The 18,138-nt window shown below is 62.5% G+C and carries 22 protein-coding genes; 10 read left to right on the forward strand and 12 right to left on the reverse strand.

Features of this window, described 5'->3' with window-relative positions; genetic code table 11:
* The 5 genes from ACF8FB_RS17525 to ACF8FB_RS17545 all read left to right on the forward strand — a co-directional run bounded on the left by ACF8FB_RS17525 (position 1) and on the right by ACF8FB_RS17545 (position 4,949).
* Positions 1 to 1,332: an iron-containing redox enzyme family protein gene (locus ACF8FB_RS17525; protein ID WP_010954133.1), complete on the forward strand. Its 1,332-nt coding sequence runs from the start codon at positions 1 to 3 to the stop codon at positions 1,330 to 1,332.
* On the forward strand, positions 1,332 to 2,285 hold the full coding sequence (locus ACF8FB_RS17530; protein ID WP_392510028.1) for a methyltransferase: 954 nt from the start codon (positions 1,332 to 1,334) through the stop codon (positions 2,283 to 2,285). Before ACF8FB_RS17525 ends, ACF8FB_RS17530 begins: the two co-directional genes overlap by 1 nt.
* Positions 2,286 to 2,291: 6 nt before the next feature.
* Complete coding sequence (locus ACF8FB_RS17535) at positions 2,292 to 3,398, forward strand: carboxylate-amine ligase (protein ID WP_392511604.1); 1,107 nt, start codon at positions 2,292 to 2,294, stop codon at positions 3,396 to 3,398.
* A 56-nt stretch (positions 3,399 to 3,454) separates the two neighbouring features.
* Positions 3,455 to 4,042, forward strand: a complete 588-nt coding sequence (locus ACF8FB_RS17540) for a nucleosidase (protein WP_012052320.1) — start codon at positions 3,455 to 3,457, stop codon at positions 4,040 to 4,042.
* A gap of 85 nt (positions 4,043 to 4,127) precedes the next feature.
* Positions 4,128 to 4,949 carry a Ku protein gene (locus ACF8FB_RS17545; protein WP_392510030.1) on the forward strand — a complete coding sequence of 274 codons (822 nt, stop codon included), beginning with the start codon at positions 4,128 to 4,130 and terminating at the stop codon, positions 4,947 to 4,949.
* A 21-nt stretch (positions 4,950 to 4,970) separates the two neighbouring features.
* Here the strand turns inward: ACF8FB_RS17545 and ACF8FB_RS17550 are convergent, their stop codons facing one another.
* Genes ACF8FB_RS17550 through ligD form a run of 5 tightly spaced genes read right to left on the reverse strand, consistent with a single transcriptional unit; the run spans position 4,971 to position 10,575 of the window.
* On the reverse strand, positions 4,971 to 5,630 hold the full coding sequence (locus ACF8FB_RS17550) for a glycosyltransferase family 2 protein (protein ID WP_010954138.1): 660 nt from the start codon (positions 5,628 to 5,630) through the stop codon (positions 4,971 to 4,973).
* Positions 5,627 to 6,226: a bifunctional 2-polyprenyl-6-hydroxyphenol methylase/3-demethylubiquinol 3-O-methyltransferase UbiG gene (locus ACF8FB_RS17555; protein ID WP_010954139.1), complete on the reverse strand. Its 600-nt coding sequence runs from the start codon at positions 6,224 to 6,226 to the stop codon at positions 5,627 to 5,629. The genes ACF8FB_RS17550 and ACF8FB_RS17555 overlap by 4 nt, the downstream gene beginning before the upstream one ends.
* Before the next feature lie 11 nt (positions 6,227 to 6,237).
* Positions 6,238 to 6,993, reverse strand: coding sequence for a PIG-L deacetylase family protein (locus tag ACF8FB_RS17560; RefSeq protein ID WP_010954140.1), 756 nt, complete (start codon positions 6,991 to 6,993; stop codon positions 6,238 to 6,240).
* The gene (locus ACF8FB_RS17565; protein ID WP_010954141.1) at positions 6,990 to 8,033 is read right to left on the reverse strand and encodes an acyl-CoA dehydrogenase family protein; all 1,044 of its coding nucleotides are present in this window, start codon (positions 8,031 to 8,033) and stop codon (positions 6,990 to 6,992) included. The genes ACF8FB_RS17560 and ACF8FB_RS17565 overlap by 4 nt, the downstream gene beginning before the upstream one ends.
* Positions 8,034 to 8,073: 40 nt before the next feature.
* Positions 8,074 to 10,575, reverse strand: a complete 2,502-nt coding sequence (gene ligD, locus ACF8FB_RS17570; protein ID WP_392511605.1) for a DNA ligase D — start codon at positions 10,573 to 10,575, stop codon at positions 8,074 to 8,076.
* 127 nt (positions 10,576 to 10,702) lie between these two features.
* On the opposite strand from ligD, the gene ACF8FB_RS17575 reads away from it, so the two are divergent.
* Together ACF8FB_RS17575 and ACF8FB_RS17580 are read left to right on the forward strand one after the other, a co-directional pair.
* Complete coding sequence (locus tag ACF8FB_RS17575) at positions 10,703 to 11,167, forward strand: hypothetical protein (protein ID WP_049587885.1); 465 nt, start codon at positions 10,703 to 10,705, stop codon at positions 11,165 to 11,167.
* Positions 11,164 to 11,388 (forward strand): metallothionein, encoded by a 225-nt coding sequence (locus tag ACF8FB_RS17580; RefSeq protein WP_004576227.1) that lies wholly within the window; start codon positions 11,164 to 11,166, stop codon positions 11,386 to 11,388. Before ACF8FB_RS17575 ends, ACF8FB_RS17580 begins: the two co-directional genes overlap by 4 nt.
* A gap of 91 nt (positions 11,389 to 11,479) precedes the next feature.
* On the opposite strand, the gene ACF8FB_RS17585 is transcribed toward ACF8FB_RS17580, so the two are convergent.
* From ACF8FB_RS17585 to ACF8FB_RS17605, 5 genes are read right to left on the reverse strand one after another with little or no spacing between them, the layout of a single operon-like run.
* Positions 11,480 to 11,896, reverse strand: a complete 417-nt coding sequence (locus tag ACF8FB_RS17585) for a hypothetical protein (protein WP_049587883.1) — start codon at positions 11,894 to 11,896, stop codon at positions 11,480 to 11,482.
* Between the two features lie 28 nt (positions 11,897 to 11,924).
* Positions 11,925 to 12,878: a lysylphosphatidylglycerol synthase domain-containing protein gene (locus ACF8FB_RS17590; RefSeq protein ID WP_392511606.1), complete on the reverse strand. Its 954-nt coding sequence runs from the start codon at positions 12,876 to 12,878 to the stop codon at positions 11,925 to 11,927.
* Positions 12,878 to 14,080: a cardiolipin synthase ClsB gene (gene clsB, locus ACF8FB_RS17595; protein WP_010954145.1), complete on the reverse strand. Its 1,203-nt coding sequence runs from the start codon at positions 14,078 to 14,080 to the stop codon at positions 12,878 to 12,880. The genes ACF8FB_RS17590 and clsB overlap by 1 nt, the downstream gene beginning before the upstream one ends.
* Positions 14,077 to 14,850 (reverse strand): endonuclease/exonuclease/phosphatase family protein, encoded by a 774-nt coding sequence (locus tag ACF8FB_RS17600; protein WP_392511607.1) that lies wholly within the window; start codon positions 14,848 to 14,850, stop codon positions 14,077 to 14,079. The genes clsB and ACF8FB_RS17600 overlap by 4 nt, the downstream gene beginning before the upstream one ends.
* A complete protein-coding gene (locus tag ACF8FB_RS17605; RefSeq protein ID WP_392511608.1) occupies positions 14,847 to 15,764 on the reverse strand; it encodes a DUF72 domain-containing protein in 918 nt (305 codons plus the stop codon). Before ACF8FB_RS17605 ends, ACF8FB_RS17600 begins: the two co-directional genes overlap by 4 nt.
* 259 nt (positions 15,765 to 16,023) lie before the next feature.
* On the opposite strand from ACF8FB_RS17605, the gene ACF8FB_RS17610 reads away from it, so the two are divergent.
* Positions 16,024 to 16,575, forward strand: a complete 552-nt coding sequence (locus tag ACF8FB_RS17610) for an ATP-dependent Clp protease proteolytic subunit (RefSeq protein WP_049587879.1) — start codon at positions 16,024 to 16,026, stop codon at positions 16,573 to 16,575.
* Position 16,576: 1 nt separating this feature from the next.
* On the opposite strand, the gene ACF8FB_RS17615 is transcribed toward ACF8FB_RS17610, so the two are convergent.
* A complete protein-coding gene (locus ACF8FB_RS17615; RefSeq protein WP_010954149.1) occupies positions 16,577 to 16,975 on the reverse strand; it encodes an NUDIX hydrolase in 399 nt (132 codons plus the stop codon).
* 235 nt (positions 16,976 to 17,210) lie between these two features.
* Between ACF8FB_RS17615 and ACF8FB_RS17620 the strand changes: the two genes are divergently transcribed.
* Positions 17,211 to 17,420, forward strand: a complete 210-nt coding sequence (locus ACF8FB_RS17620) for a general stress protein (protein WP_049587877.1) — start codon at positions 17,211 to 17,213, stop codon at positions 17,418 to 17,420.
* A 164-nt stretch (positions 17,421 to 17,584) separates the two neighbouring features.
* A complete protein-coding gene (locus tag ACF8FB_RS17625; protein ID WP_004374494.1) occupies positions 17,585 to 17,854 on the forward strand; it encodes a DUF6555 family protein in 270 nt (89 codons plus the stop codon).
* 78 nt (positions 17,855 to 17,932) lie between these two features.
* Here ACF8FB_RS17625 and ACF8FB_RS17630 read toward each other — a convergent pair whose 3' ends face one another.
* Positions 17,933 to 18,103, reverse strand: a complete 171-nt coding sequence (locus ACF8FB_RS17630; protein ID WP_061405658.1) for a hypothetical protein — start codon at positions 18,101 to 18,103, stop codon at positions 17,933 to 17,935.
* Between the last annotated feature and the right edge of the window lie 35 nt (positions 18,104 to 18,138).

Here is an 18,138-nt window from a genome sequence, read left to right on the forward strand (position 1 = left end):
ATGACGGTGATGAACCGCAATACTGCAAGCGCTGCGCAAGTGGTCACCGAATCGACCAGCCTGCGACAACGCTACCAAGCGCTGCTCGCAGGCCAGGATGCTGGCAGCGGCTCATGGCTGGAGGAACAACTGGCGGGTGCCGCGAGCATGCCGGACGACTTGCCCGACACACCGGCCGAGTTGCCGGCCTGGAGCAAGAAGCATACCGCCGAGGTCGCCAAGGCCTACACCGTTTACCGGGCACAACGCCGTCAAGGTATGCCCCGGCGTTACTTTTCCAACCGCGCCCACGCATTGTGGTTCCTGCAACAGGTTGCGCCTACCAAGGCCGTGGATGGCGCCTGGCTACAGGGCACCCTGCATCACTGGCGCGATCCGCGTTACCACGGGCTGATTCGCACCTATCTGGAAGAGCTCGGCAACGGTGATCCACGCTGCAACCATGTGCTGATCTATCAGCGCCTGCTTGCTCGCCTGGGTTGCGTAGAGGCCATGCCCCTGGATGACACGCGGTATCTGCAAGGGGCCCTGCAACTTGCCCTGGGGCAGCACTGCGACACTCACCTGCCAGAGGTGGTTGGCTACAACCTCGGTTATGAGCAGCCACCGCTGCATCTGCTGATCACCACGTACGAGCTGGCCGAACTGGGCATCGACGGGCAGTATTTTCAGCTGCATGTGACCATCGACAATGCCGCCAGCGGCCACGCCCGCCTGGCAATTCAGGCGCTGAACCAGCTAAGCCCCGCGCATGATCCGCAGGCGTTCTACGCCAGGGCGCGCTTAGGCTACCGCCTGAATGACCGGGGTATCGCCACGCCAGACCTCATCCGCCAGTTCGACCTGCAAGGCGAACTGTTTGCAGCCCTTGAACGCAAGCGGGTCTATGGCCAATTGATGCATGCCGACCATTGCCGCCTGCAGCAGCGCACGATCAATCAATGGCTGGCCGAACCCGGCGCCATGCCCGCATTCGTTGCCGCATTACAGTCTCATGGCTGGATCCGCAGAGGGCAGCCGCCAGCGAACAGCCGCTGGTGGACGCTGATCGACGGGCCGACGGCGGCGATGTTCGGAGTTTTCAACGCCTATGAAAAACAGCTATGGCATGACTGGATCGCCGACGATTGGCAGCCGTCCATCCGCCGCGTATCACCTGGCAGTTGGGGGCTGCCTGAGGAGCCTGAAGATATACCCTATGACGCCTTGAATATGGACCCCAAGGCCTTGATCCAGAGGATGGCCGGCAACCGCCACGCCACCCCAGACGGATTGTGTGCCACGCGCGCCTACATGCGCGTAACCGGGCTGCGCCAGGAGGAACCGCGTTGATGATGCTCACTCACAGGCAAATCGAGGCAGACCAGGCGTTGCTACAACTGGGACAGCGCCTGCGCGCCGATGGATACCGCTTTACCTGCGTGACACCCGCCACCCACGCGCGCGTCAATGCCCGCGAGGGCTGCGGGCAGGCCAGCACCCTGCGCGATATATTCGGCTGGAGCCGACCTTTCGAGCCAGGTTTGCTGTCGGCAGATCAGTTACTGTTGCTCGAACGTGCGCAGGCGTTGGGTGCCCAGGGTGAACGGCTGATCAGCACGGTACGCTGGTCCAGCCTGGATGAATTTCTGTTGCTGCATTCGGCGTTTCCAACCGACGCCAGCGATGCCGTGTTCTTCGGCCCGGACAGTTACCGCTTTGCCCAAGTCATTCACGAGCACCTTCAGCACTGCCCCGCGCGGGTCGAGCATGCAGTGGATATCGGCTGTGGCAGCGGGGTGGGCGCCTTGCTGATTGCTCGCGCCGCCCAGCACGCTCAGGTCAGCGCCGTTGACATCAACCCCCTGGCGTTGCGCTATACGGCAATCAATGCAGCCTTGGCGGGTGTGAGTAACCTGTCGGTCGAGCCCAGCGACTTGCTGGACGGTATCAGCGGTACGTTCGACCTGATCGTTGCCAACCCGCCCTACATGCTTGACCCCAACGCCCGCATCTACCGTCACGGTGGCGGCGCGCTAGGCGTCGACCTGTCGCTACGTATCGTGGAGCAGGCTCGCGATCGGCTGAGCCGCCACGGTACGTTGCTGCTATACACAGGGGTGGCCATTGTCGAAGGCCGCGATGCCTTGCTCGAAGCCATCCGCCTGCGTCTGGCCGGTCCGGATTGGGCTTGGGTGTATCGGGAAATCGACCCCGACGTATTTGGCGAGCAACTGGCTGAACCAGGCTACGAACAGGTCGAGCGCATCGCCGCCGTGGCGCTCACCGTTACCCGCAGCCGCTGAGGCAGCATGATCCGGCCCTGTACGTTCGGCATCGAGGAAGAGTACCTACTGGTGAACCTGGGCTCGGGTCAGGTTCCGGCCACACCGTCACCCGCGGTGATGGGGCGCTGCCGTGAAGCGCTGGGCCGCTATTTCGCCCAGGAAATGTTCCGCAGCCAGATCGAGCTGGCGTCGCCGGTGTTCACCAACCTGTATGAAGCACGTGAGTTTCTCCAGCGCAACCGTCAGCGGCTGCGCGTGGCATTGGCCGAAGAGGGGATGGGGCCATACGCTGCGGCAAGCCACCCCTGCGCCGCGTGGCTGCTGCAGAAGCCCGCGGCACAAGGGCACTATAAGCAGCTGTTCGACGACTACCGCCATGTGGCAAGGCGTAGCCTGCTCAATGGCCTGCATGTGCACGTTGGCGTGCCGCCAGCTTGTGACCGCATGCAACTGATCAACCGCCTTCTGCCCTGGTTACCGTTGTTACTGGCGTTGAGCACTTCGTCGCCCCTGTGGGCTGGCCAGCCTACCGGGTACTTGAGCTATCGCCGAGTGATCTGCGGTGAGTGGCCACACATGGGCTTGCCCGAAGCATTGCCCGACTGGGCCGCCTATGAGCGCTACCGTGCCCTGTTGCAGCGAACCGGTGCACTGGCTCCCGATGGCGACCTTTGGTGGGCACTCCGGCCTTCGCGGCGCTATCCGACAGTGGAGTTGCGCATCTGCGATGGCTGCCCGAATCTGGAAGACGTTCTGTGCATTGCAGCACTGTTTCGCCACCTGGTTGAACACAGCATTGCCTACCGCCATGACCCGCTACCCTGCAGCCGCGAATTGCGCTGGATCGCCCAGGAGAACTACTGGCGTGCCATGCGCCATGGGCGCCACGCACAATTCATAGGTTGTCACGAGCAGCAGCCGGTCACGGCGCAAGGCTGGCTCGCCCAACTGCAGGCCCAGCTACCCATAGACAGCGCGGACGCCGAGCGCGCCTGCCAGCACGCCCTGCACGTGCTGCGCCATGGTACCCATGCCGATCAGCAATTGCGCTGCCTGGCACAGGCCAGGGCAGACGGGCTTGGCAAAGGGCAGGCGCTACGCGCCGTGGTGGCTGCCGGGACTTGCATTTAGCCCGGGTTGACCGACAATGGCCGCGCCCTTTGCAGCCACTCGGAAACACCTGCTCCATGATGCTTATCAAGCAATTCCCCGACATTTCCCTGAATGACACGCTGTTCGTCTTTGCGCTTGAGGCCGAGGCTGGCGATGTCTTTACCGAGGTGAACACCGTGTTCACCGGCATTGGCAAGGTCAATGCCGCAATCGCCCTGACCAAGGCGATCGCCACGCGCAGGCCCAAGCTTATCGTCAACCTGGGCTCGGCTGGCAGCCAGCGTCATGGCAAGGGCGAAGTCGTGTGCTGTAACCGCTTCGTACAACGCGACATGGATGTGACCGCGCTGGGCTTTGCCCGTTATGAAACACCCTTGTCCGACACCCCGGTGGTACTCGAACACGGGGCGGCAATACCCGGCCTGGCTGTGGAAACCTGTGGCAGCGGTGACAGCTTCGAGATCAACCATGGCGACGCGCCTTACGACGTGGTCGACATGGAAGCCTACGTGCTGGCATTGATCGCGCGGGGTGAAGGTATCCCGTTCGTGTGCCTTAAATACATTTCCGATGATGCCGGCAGCGAAGCCGCGGGGGATTGGGCGGTACAAGTGCACCTGGCGGCCGAAGCGTTCAAGCGGGTGCTGTTCAGCCAGGCGTGACGGTTGCCGCAGGGCAGGGCAGCTAAACCTTTGTCGCCCGACGCAGTCACTTCTGGTATCAGCAGGCAACCCTGGGAGCACCCTCATGGCTCGGGCAATCTGGAAAGGCGCCATCAGTTTTGGCCTTGTGCACATCCCCGTGGCACTCAATACCGCCGTGCGCACCGAGCGCGTGGACTTCGACTGGCTGGACAAGCGCAGCATGGAGCCGGTCGGCTACAAGCGGGTGAACAAGGTGACCGGCAAGGAAATCGACAAGGACAATATCGTCAAGGGCGTAGAGTTCGAGAAGGGCCGCTATGTGGTGATCAGTGAGGAGGAAATCCGCAAGGCCCGGCCCGAAGCGACCCAGACGATCGACATCTTTTCCTTTGTGGAAGCGGGCGATATTCCGCTGCAGCATTTCGATACGCCGTACTACCTGACCCCGGACCGCCGTGGCGGCAAGGTGTATGCCTTGCTGCGCGAGACGCTGGAAAAGACCGGCAAGGTGGCACTGGCCACCGTGGTATTGCATACCCGGCAGCACTTGGCGCTGCTGCGGCCTCTGGACCATGCGCTGGTGATGATCACCTTGCGCTGGCCTGAAGAGGTGCGCGGGCTGGAAACGCTGGAGCTGGATGCCAGCGTGACCGACAGCAAGGTGGAGAAGCGTGAGCTGGAGATGGCCAAGCGCCTGGTAGAGGACATGAGCGGGCCCTGGAAGCCTGAGGATTATCATGACGCCTTCCGCCAGACGATCATGGACCTGGTGGAAGAGAAGGCCAGCAAGGGCAAGATCGAGGCGGTGGAGAAGGGCGACACAGGGGCGGCCGAGAAAGGTGCGGACATCCTCGACCTGACCGAACTGCTCAAGCGCAGCCTGGGTGGCAAGAAACCGGTGAAGAAGACGCGAAAGGCTTCATGAACACGGCCAATGCCATTGAGTTCAAGACTGCGCCTGCAACCCAGCCAGGTAATCACCAAACCCCTCGCGGGCGCGGCTGTCACGTCGACTGCTGGTGGCCACACTATGCCTGGCGGTCCAGACGATCTGGGCGCCGCTGGCCTGTAGGTCGCTGACCAGCTGCACATCTTCATGCGCCGCGAGGGGCTGAAAGCCACCCACACGCTCATAGGCATCGGCACAAACCCCCAGGTTTGCGCCGTGCACATGCCGATGCCCTTCACACGCCTGGTAGCGGCTCTGGTACAGCTTGCGCAGCGCGGCTGTCTGCCAGGGTTGCCAGTACTCGACATGCACGGTGCCGCAAACCACCTCGGCGCTACAGGCCAGCTGCGACAGCAGCCAGTGCGCCGGGACCCGGCTGTCCGCATCGGTGCACGCCAGCCATGTGGCGCCACGCTCGACCATGTGCGCGGCCCCCACACGACGTGCCATGCCGACATTACCGGCATCCACCTCCAGCGTGTGTACACCGAAACGCCGCGCCACGGCGGCGCTGCCGTCGCTGCAGCGGTCCAGTACCACCAGCACTTCTACGTGCAGTCCCGCTTGCTGCGCCTGCCGGGCAGCCACCAGCACCGCCCGCAGGCATCGCCCAAGGCGGCGGGCTTCGTTATGTGCAGGGATGACAACGGCAATCATGGGCACGTCTCGTCGAGATCGACGACGCTTGGCTGGCATGACCAGTATTCCAGCAAAAAGTCCGCCTCTTCATGCCGAAACTGCTGATGCAACGGCAAATGTCGGGTCAATAGGCGGTGCACTTCGCGACCGTCCTGCGGGCAACCCGCGATAGGGTGCTTCCAGTGGCAGGCCAGCAGCGCACCGTCGTAGCTGAGGCTGGCCACCGATTGTTCGATCACCTGCAGCCAGTCGGTGGGATCAAGGTAGTAACCCACCTCGCTGAGCACGATCAGGTCAAAGCGGCCGCCGGGCCAGTCCCCCGGTAACCGGGCCCGTTCGACCGAGGCATTGTGCACGTGAGCCAGGCGTTCACGGGCCAGGCCTACGGCCGTCGGGTCCAGGTCCTGGCACAGCAGTTCGGCACAACGCTCGGCCAGCAGCGCGCTGAGCTCGCCATTTGCGCAAGCAGGCTCGAACACGCGCTGATAGCACTGGCGTGGCAGGCTGGCCATCACCAGCTCGCGTTTGCGCCTCTCGTACCAGCGGGTGCGAAAGGCCCAAGGGTCTTCATTGGTGGCGTATAGCTCGGCAAAATACTGTGGATCGAGGCTCATGACAGCTCCATTCAAAGGAACACCAGTTCGAAAGGTTGCAGAAGGCAATCCAGCAGGTGCGGCGGTAGCACCGGCGGCTGCTCGCCGTCCGGCTGCAGCTGGCTGGCGTGGGCGGCCAAGGCCTTGCGCTTGCGTGCCAGACGGCTTTCATCAAGCTGCACGCGGTGCGCACGGGGCCATGGCAGGCGCGGGTCGTCAGGCTCAGCCCAGTGCCAGGCCCAGACCGGTACCTCAGCCAAGTGCACCCCACGGGTTGCCGCCGCCTGCGCAGCGGCGCGGCCGACGGCCTCGTGATCGCAATGGCCGTCACTGCGCCAGGTGGCCATCAGCAGGTCATCGGCGCGCAGTAACTGGGTGAGGTGACGGGTCAGAAACGCTTCTTCGCGCGGCAACTGGCCGTCCTTCAGGTGGAGCCTGCGCCAGTCCAGGCGTTCAAGGTCCAGGTCGAGCTGTTGCAGGGCCAGTCGGCTTTCCTGGGGGCGCTGGCGGCGCAATCGATGTTCGGTCCAGTGACTGGAGCCGGGGTGGCTGCCTTCGCCGTCGGTGGCGGAGATCAGCACCAGCTCATCCTCACGCCCCTTGAAGCCCGCCAGCAGGCCGCCAGCCATGAGAATTTCGTCATCCGGATGCGGCGCGATCAATACCAGCCGGCGCCCCGGCGGGCACAGTTGGCGTGAGTCGAGCCAGGTCGCACGCGCCAGGTGCGCGCTTTGCTGCCAGGCTGCCCAAGGCGTGCCGCCCGCGGACTGGATCAGGTTCTGGCTCATAGTTGCCACACCCCGGCTGGCAACTGGGCCAGTTGCTGGCCCAGCATCGCCAGATCACGCTCGGCGTGGCTCTGACGCAGGAACACCGGCAGGTCGGCGCTCAGCCGGGCAAAATGACTGCTGCGACAGAACGGCGTGGCCCCCAAGGCACGCCCGACGTGGCTGATGACCTGCTCTACGGCCTGTTCTACCTGGGCGCGGGTGCGGCGAACTTCGAAACTGGCATCCACACCGGGCTGTTGATCGATCCAGGCAGCACATTCACGCAGTGACGCACGGGCGCCATGCAACGCAGCGTCCACAGCGCCCAGATGCGCATCGGCATGCGGGTCTGGGCGAGGTTTGCGGCAATGTTCACGCAGGTAATCCGCCAGCGCCTCGGCTGCGCCGTACCAGCAGGCGGCGATACCCGCACCGCCTTGCCAGAAGCCAGGGCGCGAGAGGTATTGGCCTGGCGTGCCGATGAGCGTGCCTGGGGTATCGTTGAACGCCACCTCGACACTGGCGGTAGTGGCCATGCCAACGGCCTGCCAGTGCTCAATGTTCAGGCCCTGGCTTGGCTGTGACAGCTCGATTGCCACCAATTGCGGCTGCTCGGCCTCATCCCAGGCAGTAATCAGCGCGCGATCGATCTGCAAGGCACCGGAACACCAGGCCTTGGTGCCGTTGAGACGCACCTGGTCGCCGTCGCGCGCTGTGATGTGGACCCGCGCATCGGGTGGCTCTGCCGCCCACACGCCCCAGATGCCGTCGTTGGCGTGGTGCGCTGCGCCGCATTCCGCCAGGATCGCCAAGGCATCGGTATGGCCCTCATAGAGCTTGGCCAGTGCCAGGTCACAGCCGGCCACCCGTGCCAAGGTCTGCCAGCGACGCAAGGTGTTGCCTTGCCCCGGCAACGGTAGCAGGTCGAGGTGATCAGCTTGCAGCGCCTGGATCAGTTGCGGCAATTGGGTATCGAGGTTGAGCGGTAGCTGGCGTTCGCCAAAGGTGCGTAAAAGGCGGTCAAGGGTGGTCAGGTTGAAGTCCTGAACGATGCTCATGGGCGTGGCTCCCGGGTCGTGTCCAATCGCAGGGGCATCATCATTCGAGCCCTAGCTGCTTGCGCATGCGCGCGGTGATCGACTGGCGTACCTTGCCCATGTCGGCCCAAGGGTCGTCGACCTCCGCCAGACGCTCGTGCAGGTTTGTGATGTTCCATTGGTTGGCGGCCTTGATTTGCGCCAGTTCCTCACGCCAGATAGGTACCGATACTGGCAGCCCGTCACGGGCTCGCAGTGAATAGGCGCACGCCGTGGTAGCGCCCTTGCCGTTGCGCAGGTAGTCGATGAAAATGCGTCCCACGCGATTTTTCGGCCCCGACACCGCGCTCAGGCGGTCCGGAAACAGCTTGGCCAGGTAATTGACGATGGCGTGGCTGAAGTCCTTGACCTCGTCCCACCCGGCTCGCCGGGTCAAGGGCACAACCACGTGAATACCCTTGCCACCACTGGTTTTCAGGAACACCTTCAGGCCCAGTTCGTCCAGCAGGGTGAGGGTCAGTTGGGTCGCCTCCACCATGGCCTTCCAGGGCAGCGCAGGGTCAGGGTCCAGGTCGAGGACAAAACGGTCCGGTTTATCGAAATCCTTGTCTGTGGCGTTCCAGGTGTGCAGCTCCAGCATGTTCATCTGCACCGCACCCAGCAGCGTATCGGCGCGATTGATGACCATCGCTGCCTGGCCGGCCTCGGCCTTTTCGTAGCTGAGTACGTTGGGTATGTACATTTGGCCCGCGTTTTTCTGGAAGAACAGCTCGCCGCCCAGGCCGTCCGGGGCGCGCACCAATGCCACCGGGCGGTGCTTGAGCTGTGGCAGGATCCACTGGCTGATGCCAGCGTAATACTCGGCGACTTCGCGCTTGGTCACACCCGTGGTGGGGTCGATGACCCGGTCGGGGTGGGTCAGCCGCAGTTCACCCAGGTTCTCAGACGCCTTGGCCTGCTTGTTGCGGTTGGATACAGTTTTTGCGGGCATGGCGCGCTCCAGGTCAATGGCGGTTGCCGCCTTGTCATCGCGCAGGCCGTGGAACACCGAATGGCGCACGATGCCGTCACGGGTCATCTGGGCAAAGGCGACTTCCGCCAACAACTGCGGTCGCAGCCAGTGCACACCACGCGCTTCGGCTCCGGCAGGCGGCGAGGGCAGGGCTGGCCTGGCGATTTCCAGGGGCTTGAGCCGCGCGTGGATGCTGGCCAGTGTCGTGGCATTGAAGCCGGTACCGACCTTACCGGCATAGCGCAGCTCGCCACTGTCGTTGTCGTGCAGGGCCAGCAGCAGGGCACCGAAGCCGCTGCGGCTGCCTTTGGGGTCGGTGTAGCCGACGATCACGAATTCCTGGCGTTGCTTGCACTTGAGCTTGATCCAGTCCGGGCTACGGCGGCCGCTGTAGACACTGTCAACTCGCTTGCCGATCAGGCCTTCCAGCTTCAGCCGGCAGGCACTGTCGAGCAGTGACTGGACAGGTTCGTCGAAGTCGGCGGAATACTTGATGACGTCGCAATGGTTGTGCTCAAGCAGTTGGCGCAATGTATCGCGGCGGTTCTGCAGCGGTAGCTGTCGCATGTCCTGACCGCCCAGAAATGGCAGGTCGAACAGGTAATAGGTGATGCGTTCGTCGTGCTCGGTATCGAAGGCGTTCTGCAACGCCTGGAAGTCAGCCATGCCATTCTCATCAGCCACCACCATTTCGCCATCGAGCCAGGCCGAGTCGATGCCCAGCGCGCGCAGGGCGGCAACCTGCCGGGGCATCTTGCTGCTCCAGTCATGGCCGTTGCGGGTGAACAAGCGGATGTCCTGGCCCTCGATGCGGGCCAGAATACGGTAGCCATCGAACTTGACTTCGTAGCGCCAGTCGCCGCTGGGGGGAGAGTCCACCAACGTTGCCAGCTGTGGCTGTAACTGTGCTGGCAAGGGTGCAGCCTGAACTTTGTCGGCGCGTTTACGGCTGCTGCGCGGGGCAGTGGCTTTTTTTGCAGCGGATTTGCGTGGCACCAGCGTGCGCTCGCTGAGCACGCTGTCGGGCAGGGCCTCGACAATGCTGTACTCCGTTTCGCTGCGCGCCTGGGCGTCGTGCGACTTGACCAGCATCCATTGTTCTTTCTTGCCGGCCAGGTGGGTGCGAAACAGGTTCCACACGCCGCCTAGCTTCTCACCCAGCAGGCGGAATCGCAGCTTGCCTTTGGCGTAGGCTTCATGCGCGTCGCCTTCAGGCTCCCAGATACCGCGGTCCCAGACGATCACGTCCCCTGCACCATAGTGGCCTTCCGGGATATGGCCCTCGAAATCGGCGTAGTCCAGCGGGTGATCCTCCACATGCACCGCCAGGCGGCGCACCTTGGGGTCCAACGACGGGCCTTTGGGGATCGCCCAGCTTTTCAGGGTGCCATCGAGCTCCAGGCGGAAGTCGTAGTGCAAATGACTGGCGTCGTGTTTCTGGATGCAGAACTGCAGCGCATGGGCCCGTTTGCCACGTTTGCGTTTGCCGCTGGGCTCGGGTGTGGCGTTGAAGTCGCGCTTGCGCGCGTATTCCTGCAGGGGCTTGGCCATGGCGGGCTCCGGGCAGATCAAGGTCTCTAAGGTGGGAGGCGCCGGCCGAGGCGGTAGTTCAAAAAACTCTGAATCTTCCGTGAGCTGGTGTAGTCGACCGAATGAAGCCACCTGATGGAGAACGCACATGACCCGACCCGATGCACCTAAGCCATACACTCCCACCGAAATCGATGACATCGAAGACCGCATGGGCAGCGTGCATGAGCTGGATTTCGATGAACGCCTGGAAGAGCGCGAAGGGCGTGTGGGCGACGAGCGACCGGCCGCCGAGGTCGACCGTGAGTTTCCCCCCCGGCGCGTGGCGCAAAGTGGCATGACCGGCGGCGAGGCGCTGAGTGACAGCCTGCATGAGGACAATGTCACCTACGACGATTTGAGCCCGGACACCCTGCTGGACGAAACCGGTGCCCGCGACCCCCACGAACCGGGCGGCAGTGGCGGCCCGGCAGACCAGCGTCTGCGCGAGGTGGATGCCGATGAGATCGGTGGCGGCATTGGCCTGGACGAGGCCGAACTGGCCCGATCCGCGCCGCTGGACGGGGTGCCCTGGACCGATGAAGTGATTGACGACGAGGAGAGCAAGCCATGAACGATCAACGCTGCGCGTGTACGCACTGTTCCTGCACTGTGGATGCCAATGCCTTGCAGCGCGACGGCAAGGCCTATTGCTGCGAGGCCTGCGCCAGCGGCCACCGCAAGGGTGAGCCCTGCCGGATGCAGGACTGCCATTGTGGTGAGAAGCCGGGCGAGAGCGCGGTGGACAATGCGTTGGATGAAACCTTCCCAGCGAGTGATCCGATCTCGCCCTGAAGCAGAATAGGCGGGCTGCCCTTGCAGGCGATCGCCCCGCCCTTTGATCTAATTCTGGGAGCGGGCTTGCGCTGGCTCCCAGCCTTTTGCCCTAGTGGGTCTGCCAGACCCCGTTATTTCGCTCACAGTCACTACGGGCCTGGCCGAGGCTCGGGGTATCGTAATAGTAAGTGATCACCCGCGCATCCTTGGGCAACGCCGGCTTCTCGCCACCTATTGCCTTGGGATTGGCCAATGCCTCGGGGGTCAGTGGAGCGATGCAGCTGCCGACACTCCCATCGGCGCACCGCGCTATTTTGCTCTTTTCGCTATTGAGCATGTCCTTGCTTTCGTTGCTGCATGACCAGTTGATCGCTTCGGCGGGTATGTTGCTGTAGCTGTAACAGGTGTGCCGCTCCACCGGCGTCACGGCGTCGCTGGAGGAGCGAGTCAGCACATTGCAAGCTTCGGCCCAGACCTGGCCGCTGGCCAGGCTGGCAACCATCATCATCAAGGCAGGAACACGCATTTTCCACCTCCAGGGCACAAGGCCCTCGTCAGGTCTGAGCAGGCTTGTCGCGCCGGCGCATGGCTTTGGCGCGTTTTTCCAGGATCAGGTAGGTCACCACTGCCAACAGCAGCGGAATCAGGTAGTACAACGTGCGGTAGCCGAGCAGGGCAGCCACCAGCGTGCCCTGGGCCATCTGACCATGCAGCAGGGCCAGAAACACCGCTTCCAGCACGCCCAGCCCCGCAGGGATATGCGCCACCACACCGGCCACACAACTGATCAGCAGAATGCCGAGAATCGACGGGTAGAACGCTTCGCCCGGCAGCAGCCAGAAGATCAGCAGCGCCATCAGTGCCCAGTTGCTGGCACCCAGCGCCACCTGGCACAGCGCCAGACGCAGCGAGGGCAGCGTCACTTCGTGGTCGCGCCAGCACCAGGTGCGCTTCTTGGCAAAACCACAGGCCAGCAGGTAGCCGCCCGCAATCGCCAGCAACAGCAGGCCGATCAGGCGCAGGCCTGTAGTGCCCACCGCCCAGTTGCCGGGCATCTCGACCAGGCCCAGGGCAAATACGGTGCCGGCCAGCAGCATATAGCCCATCCAGTTGGTCAACAGCCCCAAGGTGAGGATTCGTGTAATGGTCGCGGTATCCAAGCCCAGCCGCCCATAAAGGCGGTAGCGCAAGGCAACCCCGCCTACCCAGGTAGTGAAATTGAGGTTAAAGGCGTAGCACACGAACGCGACGGGCAATACCTGGCGGGCAGGTAGCGTATGGCCGGTGTAAGCCCGGGCCAACACGTCGTAACTGGCAAACGTGAAGTAGCTGCACAACGCGATCGCCAAGCCGATGGCAAGGGTGCCAGGCTTGTAGGCGAGCAAAGACTGACGTACTTCGTTCCAGTCCAGATTGCGCGCCAGCAGGTACAGCAGCACAGGGATCAGGATCAGAAACGCGAGTGTGAACAGGCGTTTGCCCCACGTTTGCCAGCTTTTGCGCGCCATCAGGAGTTGCCCTCGTGCAAGTTGCCCTGGGGTTCGGCTTCCGGCTGCACCGAGCGCAAACGCTGCCGGTGCGCAGGGAACCAGCCCGCAATGCGCGGGAAGTGGCGGATCACGTGGAAGCACACGAAGATCAACGGTGCTCGCCACCAGTAGCCGCGAATCATGCGCTCCAGGGTGACCGGTTTGCATTGCTCGCTGGCCAGTGTCTGCAGATGCTGGTGCAGTTGCTGGTTGAAGGCCCGGTCACGAATGAACAGGTTGGCCTCCAGGTTGAACGACAGGCTCAGGGGGTCGAGGTTGCTGGAGCCGACGGTGGCCCATTGGTCGTCCACCAGTGCCACCTTGCCGTGCAACGGCCGCTGGCAGTACTCATGAATCTTCACGCCGTCGCGCAGCAGGTAGTTGTACAGCAGGCGCGACAGTGCGCGTACCCAGCGCATGTCGGGCTGGCCCTGCAAAATCAACCGAACCTCCACGCCACGCCGGGCCGCGTTGCGCAGCTCACGCATCAGCCGGTAGCCTGGAAAGAAATACGCATTGGCGACCACAATGCGTTGCCGGGCTTTACGAAACGCCTGAAGGTAGTGTGCCTCGATATCGGTGCTGCGCATGCCGTTGTCACGCTCGATCAACACAGCACTGCTGCTACCGGCGGGCTCGGTAACGGGGCGTACCGCACTGGGTGGCTGCAGCACGGGAGACATCAGGCGCTTACTGGCTGAATGTACCTGCGCCACTACCGGCCCAGTGACCTCCACGGCATAGTCCTGCTTGGCCATCGCACCAAAGTCGCCTAAATGGTCGGCGCTGTAGTTGATACCGCCGATGAAGGCCTGCTCACCATCGACCACCACGATCTTGCGGTGCAAACGGCGAAACAGGTTGGTGCGCATGCCCAACAAGCGGGGTTGTGGATCGAAGGCATGAAAGCTGACACCCGCGTCGGTCATCGCTGAAATGAATTCAGCCGGCAGCTCGGCTGTGCCGTAGCCATCCGCGACCACTTCCACGCGTACTCCGCGCCGGGCAGCCTCGATCAACACCTGCTGCAATTGCTTGCCCACTTTGTCGTCGAAGATGATGAAGGTTTCCAGCAATATTTCTTCCCGCGCCTGGGCCATGGCCTCGAACACGCGGGGGTAATACTGCTCGCCATTGATCAGCAACTGCACGCTGTTGCCGTCTACCCAAGGTCGGTTCACAGGTTGATCTCCGCAGCCAGTGGTACGTGGTCGGACAGATGCGACCACGGGTATTTGGACAGCACCTGGGCTGCGCCCGGCACCGCGTTTCGCAGGTAGATGCGGTCCAGGCGCAATAACGGCAGGCGCGCGGGGAAACTGCGCGCCGGGGTGCCGAAGGCCTCTGTCAGGTGTTCGCTCAGCACCGCGTCCGCCTTCAGCCGCCAGTCGTTGAAATCGCCGGCGATGATGACCGGCGCGTTGGGCGGCAGGCTGGCCAGCAGGTCGAGCATCAGCTTCACCTGGCGCTGCCGGTGGGATTCCCGCAGGCCCAGGTGCACGCATACCGCATGCACCTCGTCATGGCCCGGCACCTCCAGCTGGCAATGCAGCAGGCCACGCTGTTCATTGCCCTGCACCGAAACATCCAGGTTGTTGAAGCATCTGATGGGGAATTTCGACAACAGCGCGTTGCCGTGGTCGCCATGGGGATACACCGCATTGCGGCCATAGGCGAACTGCGGCCACATGCTGTCGGCCAGAAACTCGTACTGCGGCGTTTCGGGCCAGGCAGGGTGGCGCAAGGCGTGCTGCTGGTGACTGCCGTGCACCTCTTGCAAGAACACCAGGTCGGCGCCGGTGGCCCGTACAGCCTCACGCAACTCGGGCAAGATGAAGCGCCGGTTGAAGAAGGTGAAGCCCTTGTGCACATTCAGCGTCAGCACATTGAGCCGGCGTACAGCGGTCACCTTGTCGATGATGCAGCGTGGGGCGGGCAGGGTCCGGTTCACAAGGCCACCTCCGGCACCACGCCTGGCTCGGTCATCAGCTCATGGTCCAACGACAGCTTTTGCAGCAAGCGCCTGGCGTCGTAGGGTGCGTGAACCTTCTGGTCGTTGTCGAAGTAGCAGTACACATCGCGTGTCGCACGCCGAGGCGGCGGCCCAGGCACGATCAGGCGAGCATCGTCGGCCTGGCGGCCTTCACTCCATTGCTGGATACGCTCCTTCCAGCGGCGCAGCGCGCGTGCGGTATAGCCGCTGCTGTACAGCTCTACATCGCCGTGCAGACGCATGTAGACGAAGTCGGCAGTAACGTCTTCGACATAGGGCCATTTGCCGGCGCTGTCGGCAACCACCAAGGCCACGCGGTGCTTGCGTAACAGCTTGACAAACGCTTCGCAAAGGAAGCTCTCGTGGCGGATTTCCACGGCGTGACGCAAGCGAGCATTGCCCTTGATGGCAAGGCTGCCATTACCCTTCAGGCGCTCGGCGCAGCCTTGGGCGCGTTCACGGGCCGCTTCGCGTGTGTGTGGCAGCAGCTCCAGGAACCGGGCAAAACGGTCTTCATCGAACTTCATGCTAGGGGGGAACTGCCACAGGAACGGCCCGAGTTTTTCGCCCAACAGCAGCGGGCCGGAAGCGAAAAAATTGGCCACGGGCTCTTCGATTTCCTTCAACCGCCGGACATGGGTGATATAGCGCGGCCCCTTGACTGCGAACACGAAGCCTTCCGGCGTTGCTTCACGCCAGCCCAGATAGCGCTCGGGCGTCTGCAGGCTGTAGAACGAGCCATTGATCTCGATGCTGTTCACCGCCCGTGAAGCGAATGCCAGTTCATCGTCCTGTTTCAGGCCTTTGGGGTAGAAGTCCTTGCGCCAGGGGCCATAGCGCCACCCGGAGATACCGATGCGAATATCGCTCACGCTGCCGTCCTCACTGCCGGTTCCTTGTTCGGTCGCTCTGAAAGTGCGACCGGCAAAGGCCGGCGAGGGTTCACAACGCTTGACCAACGGAAATGCTGACGCCGAGTTGAACTTTGCGGCAGTTGGCGTCTCCACCGCATACCCGTTTCATGGAAGGGTGCCAGGATGACATTCGAGCGTTTCGCCCACCGCCAGAGGGCCGGGTTGGGCGACGATGGGCAAAAGATCAAGCAATGACCTGCCACCCGTGGAGGCAAGCATGGCCAGACATATCATCCACTTCACCGGACCGATCAATTCGTCAACCTGCGGCAACCTGATCACGACCTGCTCGCGGGCATTGCAACAGGGTGCCGAGCTTCTGCAACTGAACATCGCCACCATGGGCGGCGAATGCAGCTATGGGTTTACCCTGTACAACTTTCTGCGGGCATTACCCGTGGAGGTGCATACCCACAACCTGGGCACGGTGGAATCCATGGGCAATATCCTCTTCCTTGCCGGAGAGCGACGCACGGCTTGCAGTTTCAGCAAGTTTCTTTTCCACCCGTTTCATTGGACCTTGCATGGTTCGGTGGACCATTCGCGGATGTCCGAGTATGCGATGAGCCTGGATTACGACCTGCGCCTGTATGCGCAGATCGTGGCGGAGCGCACGAAAGGCGCGGCCGAGGTTTTGGATGTACCGCGTTATCTAATGGCCTATCCAAGGATACTGGCGCCGCGGGAGGCGCTGGAAAACGGGATGATCCATGAAATCGACGAGATGCCGATCGCGTCAGACGCAACGCAGTGGAGTGTGCACGCCTAGCTTACCGAACGGACGCCGCAGTGCTCGCGTCACAAGCCAGCAAGGAGCGGATCAGGGCCTTGATCTCGCCCTTCACCACAGCCACCTGGTCCAGGTGGGCAAAGCGGCAGTCGGAGATCTCATGCCGGGCCTTGGGCTGCGGTGCGTCGGCAAACTCCGCTGCGAACACGTAATGCATCCGCTCTGGCGTTTCGTGGCGCATCAACAAAATCAGCGATTCAGCCTTTAGCCCAGTCTCTTCAAGCAACTCCCGCTCGGCGGCCTGCATAGGTGTCTCGCCGGGCTCGATCTTGCCGCCTGGAAGGGTCCAGGGCGCGTTGGGCTTTCTTACCCACAACCATTTGTGGCGCTGCTTGCCATGCCGGCAAATGATTGTGGCGCGATGCTTGACTGGCTTCATTCAGGCTCCTGGGCAATTCCTTCATTGCATGAAGTTTCGGCCCTGGCTGGCAATAAACGTTGCGTTGAAGCTGACGAACGGTCACTTCCAGCACGCAAAGAGCCTGCCTGCCTGTTTTTAGTGCCACCGGTCAGCTGATTGTAAAACCATTGAGCACAGCGACCGATCGGGGGCTCGGAAGCTAGGCATGGCATCGATTCATGCGATCAGCCAATCCATCGCAAGGAGAAACGACATGGCGCAGGACCAAGAGCGAACCCGCCAGCGCGGCGGCACCAAGGAAACCAACTCAGGTAACTTTGCCAATGACCGCGAGAGGGCATCGCGCGCTGGCCACAAGGGTGGCCAGGCATCTGGCGGCAACTTTGCCAACGACCGCCAACGGGCATCGGAAGCCGGTCGCAAGGGAGGGCGCAATAGCCACGGCGCAGGCCGCAACCAGTGAGGGGGCTTTCGCTGAACGACAGCTCCCCATAGGTGCCCAGCAGCGATTTCGGGGTAGCCGCCCCGGAATCGCGCCATGACATTTTGTTAGACAAAATTTTGAATCTTCTGGCCACCGCCCGATCAATCAAAATGTCATCCATGGAGAAGAGGAGGCCCCCTGCGATGCCTAGCCCACAGCTGTACATAATCGATTACAAACTGCATGACCAACCGCGCAGTTTCATCATCCGCCTGGAACGCCTGGACAATGCCGAGGCCTGGCATTGGGCAAGTTGTGATGCGGGCATTGGCATCATTCCCAAGTTCGGTCGCGAGAAAATCAGGAAGGTCAGTCGGCCGATGGCCGAGCGTTACGGCATTACCGCCGTGAGCTGGCGGATTTCGGGGAGCAAGCCCAACCAGTCGGTGGGCGATCCGGCGGCGATGGTTTAACAGCTCGCCTGCAACCGGTAAAAGAAACTGCAGGAACGGACGTGCCCGCTCCTGCAGTGTACGCTGACACTCCTAGTGTCAAGCGCCAGACTCAGGGTCGCTGGCCGGGACGCCGGGACGATTTTCCTCATCATCAGTCACATTAGGGTCGGTATCCGGGTCGTCTGCCCGATCATTGCGTCGATCCGGCTCTAGCTCCGGCCAGTCATCTTCAACATTGCCGCCACCCATTCGCAGTAGGGAATTCATGGTGCAGTCCTCGTTCATGATCCTTATGAATTAAG

The sequence above is a fragment of the Pseudomonas sp. yb_2 genome, assembly GCF_043103905.1.
In the GTDB taxonomy this organism is placed as follows: domain Bacteria; phylum Pseudomonadota; class Gammaproteobacteria; order Pseudomonadales; family Pseudomonadaceae; genus Aquipseudomonas; species Aquipseudomonas alloputida.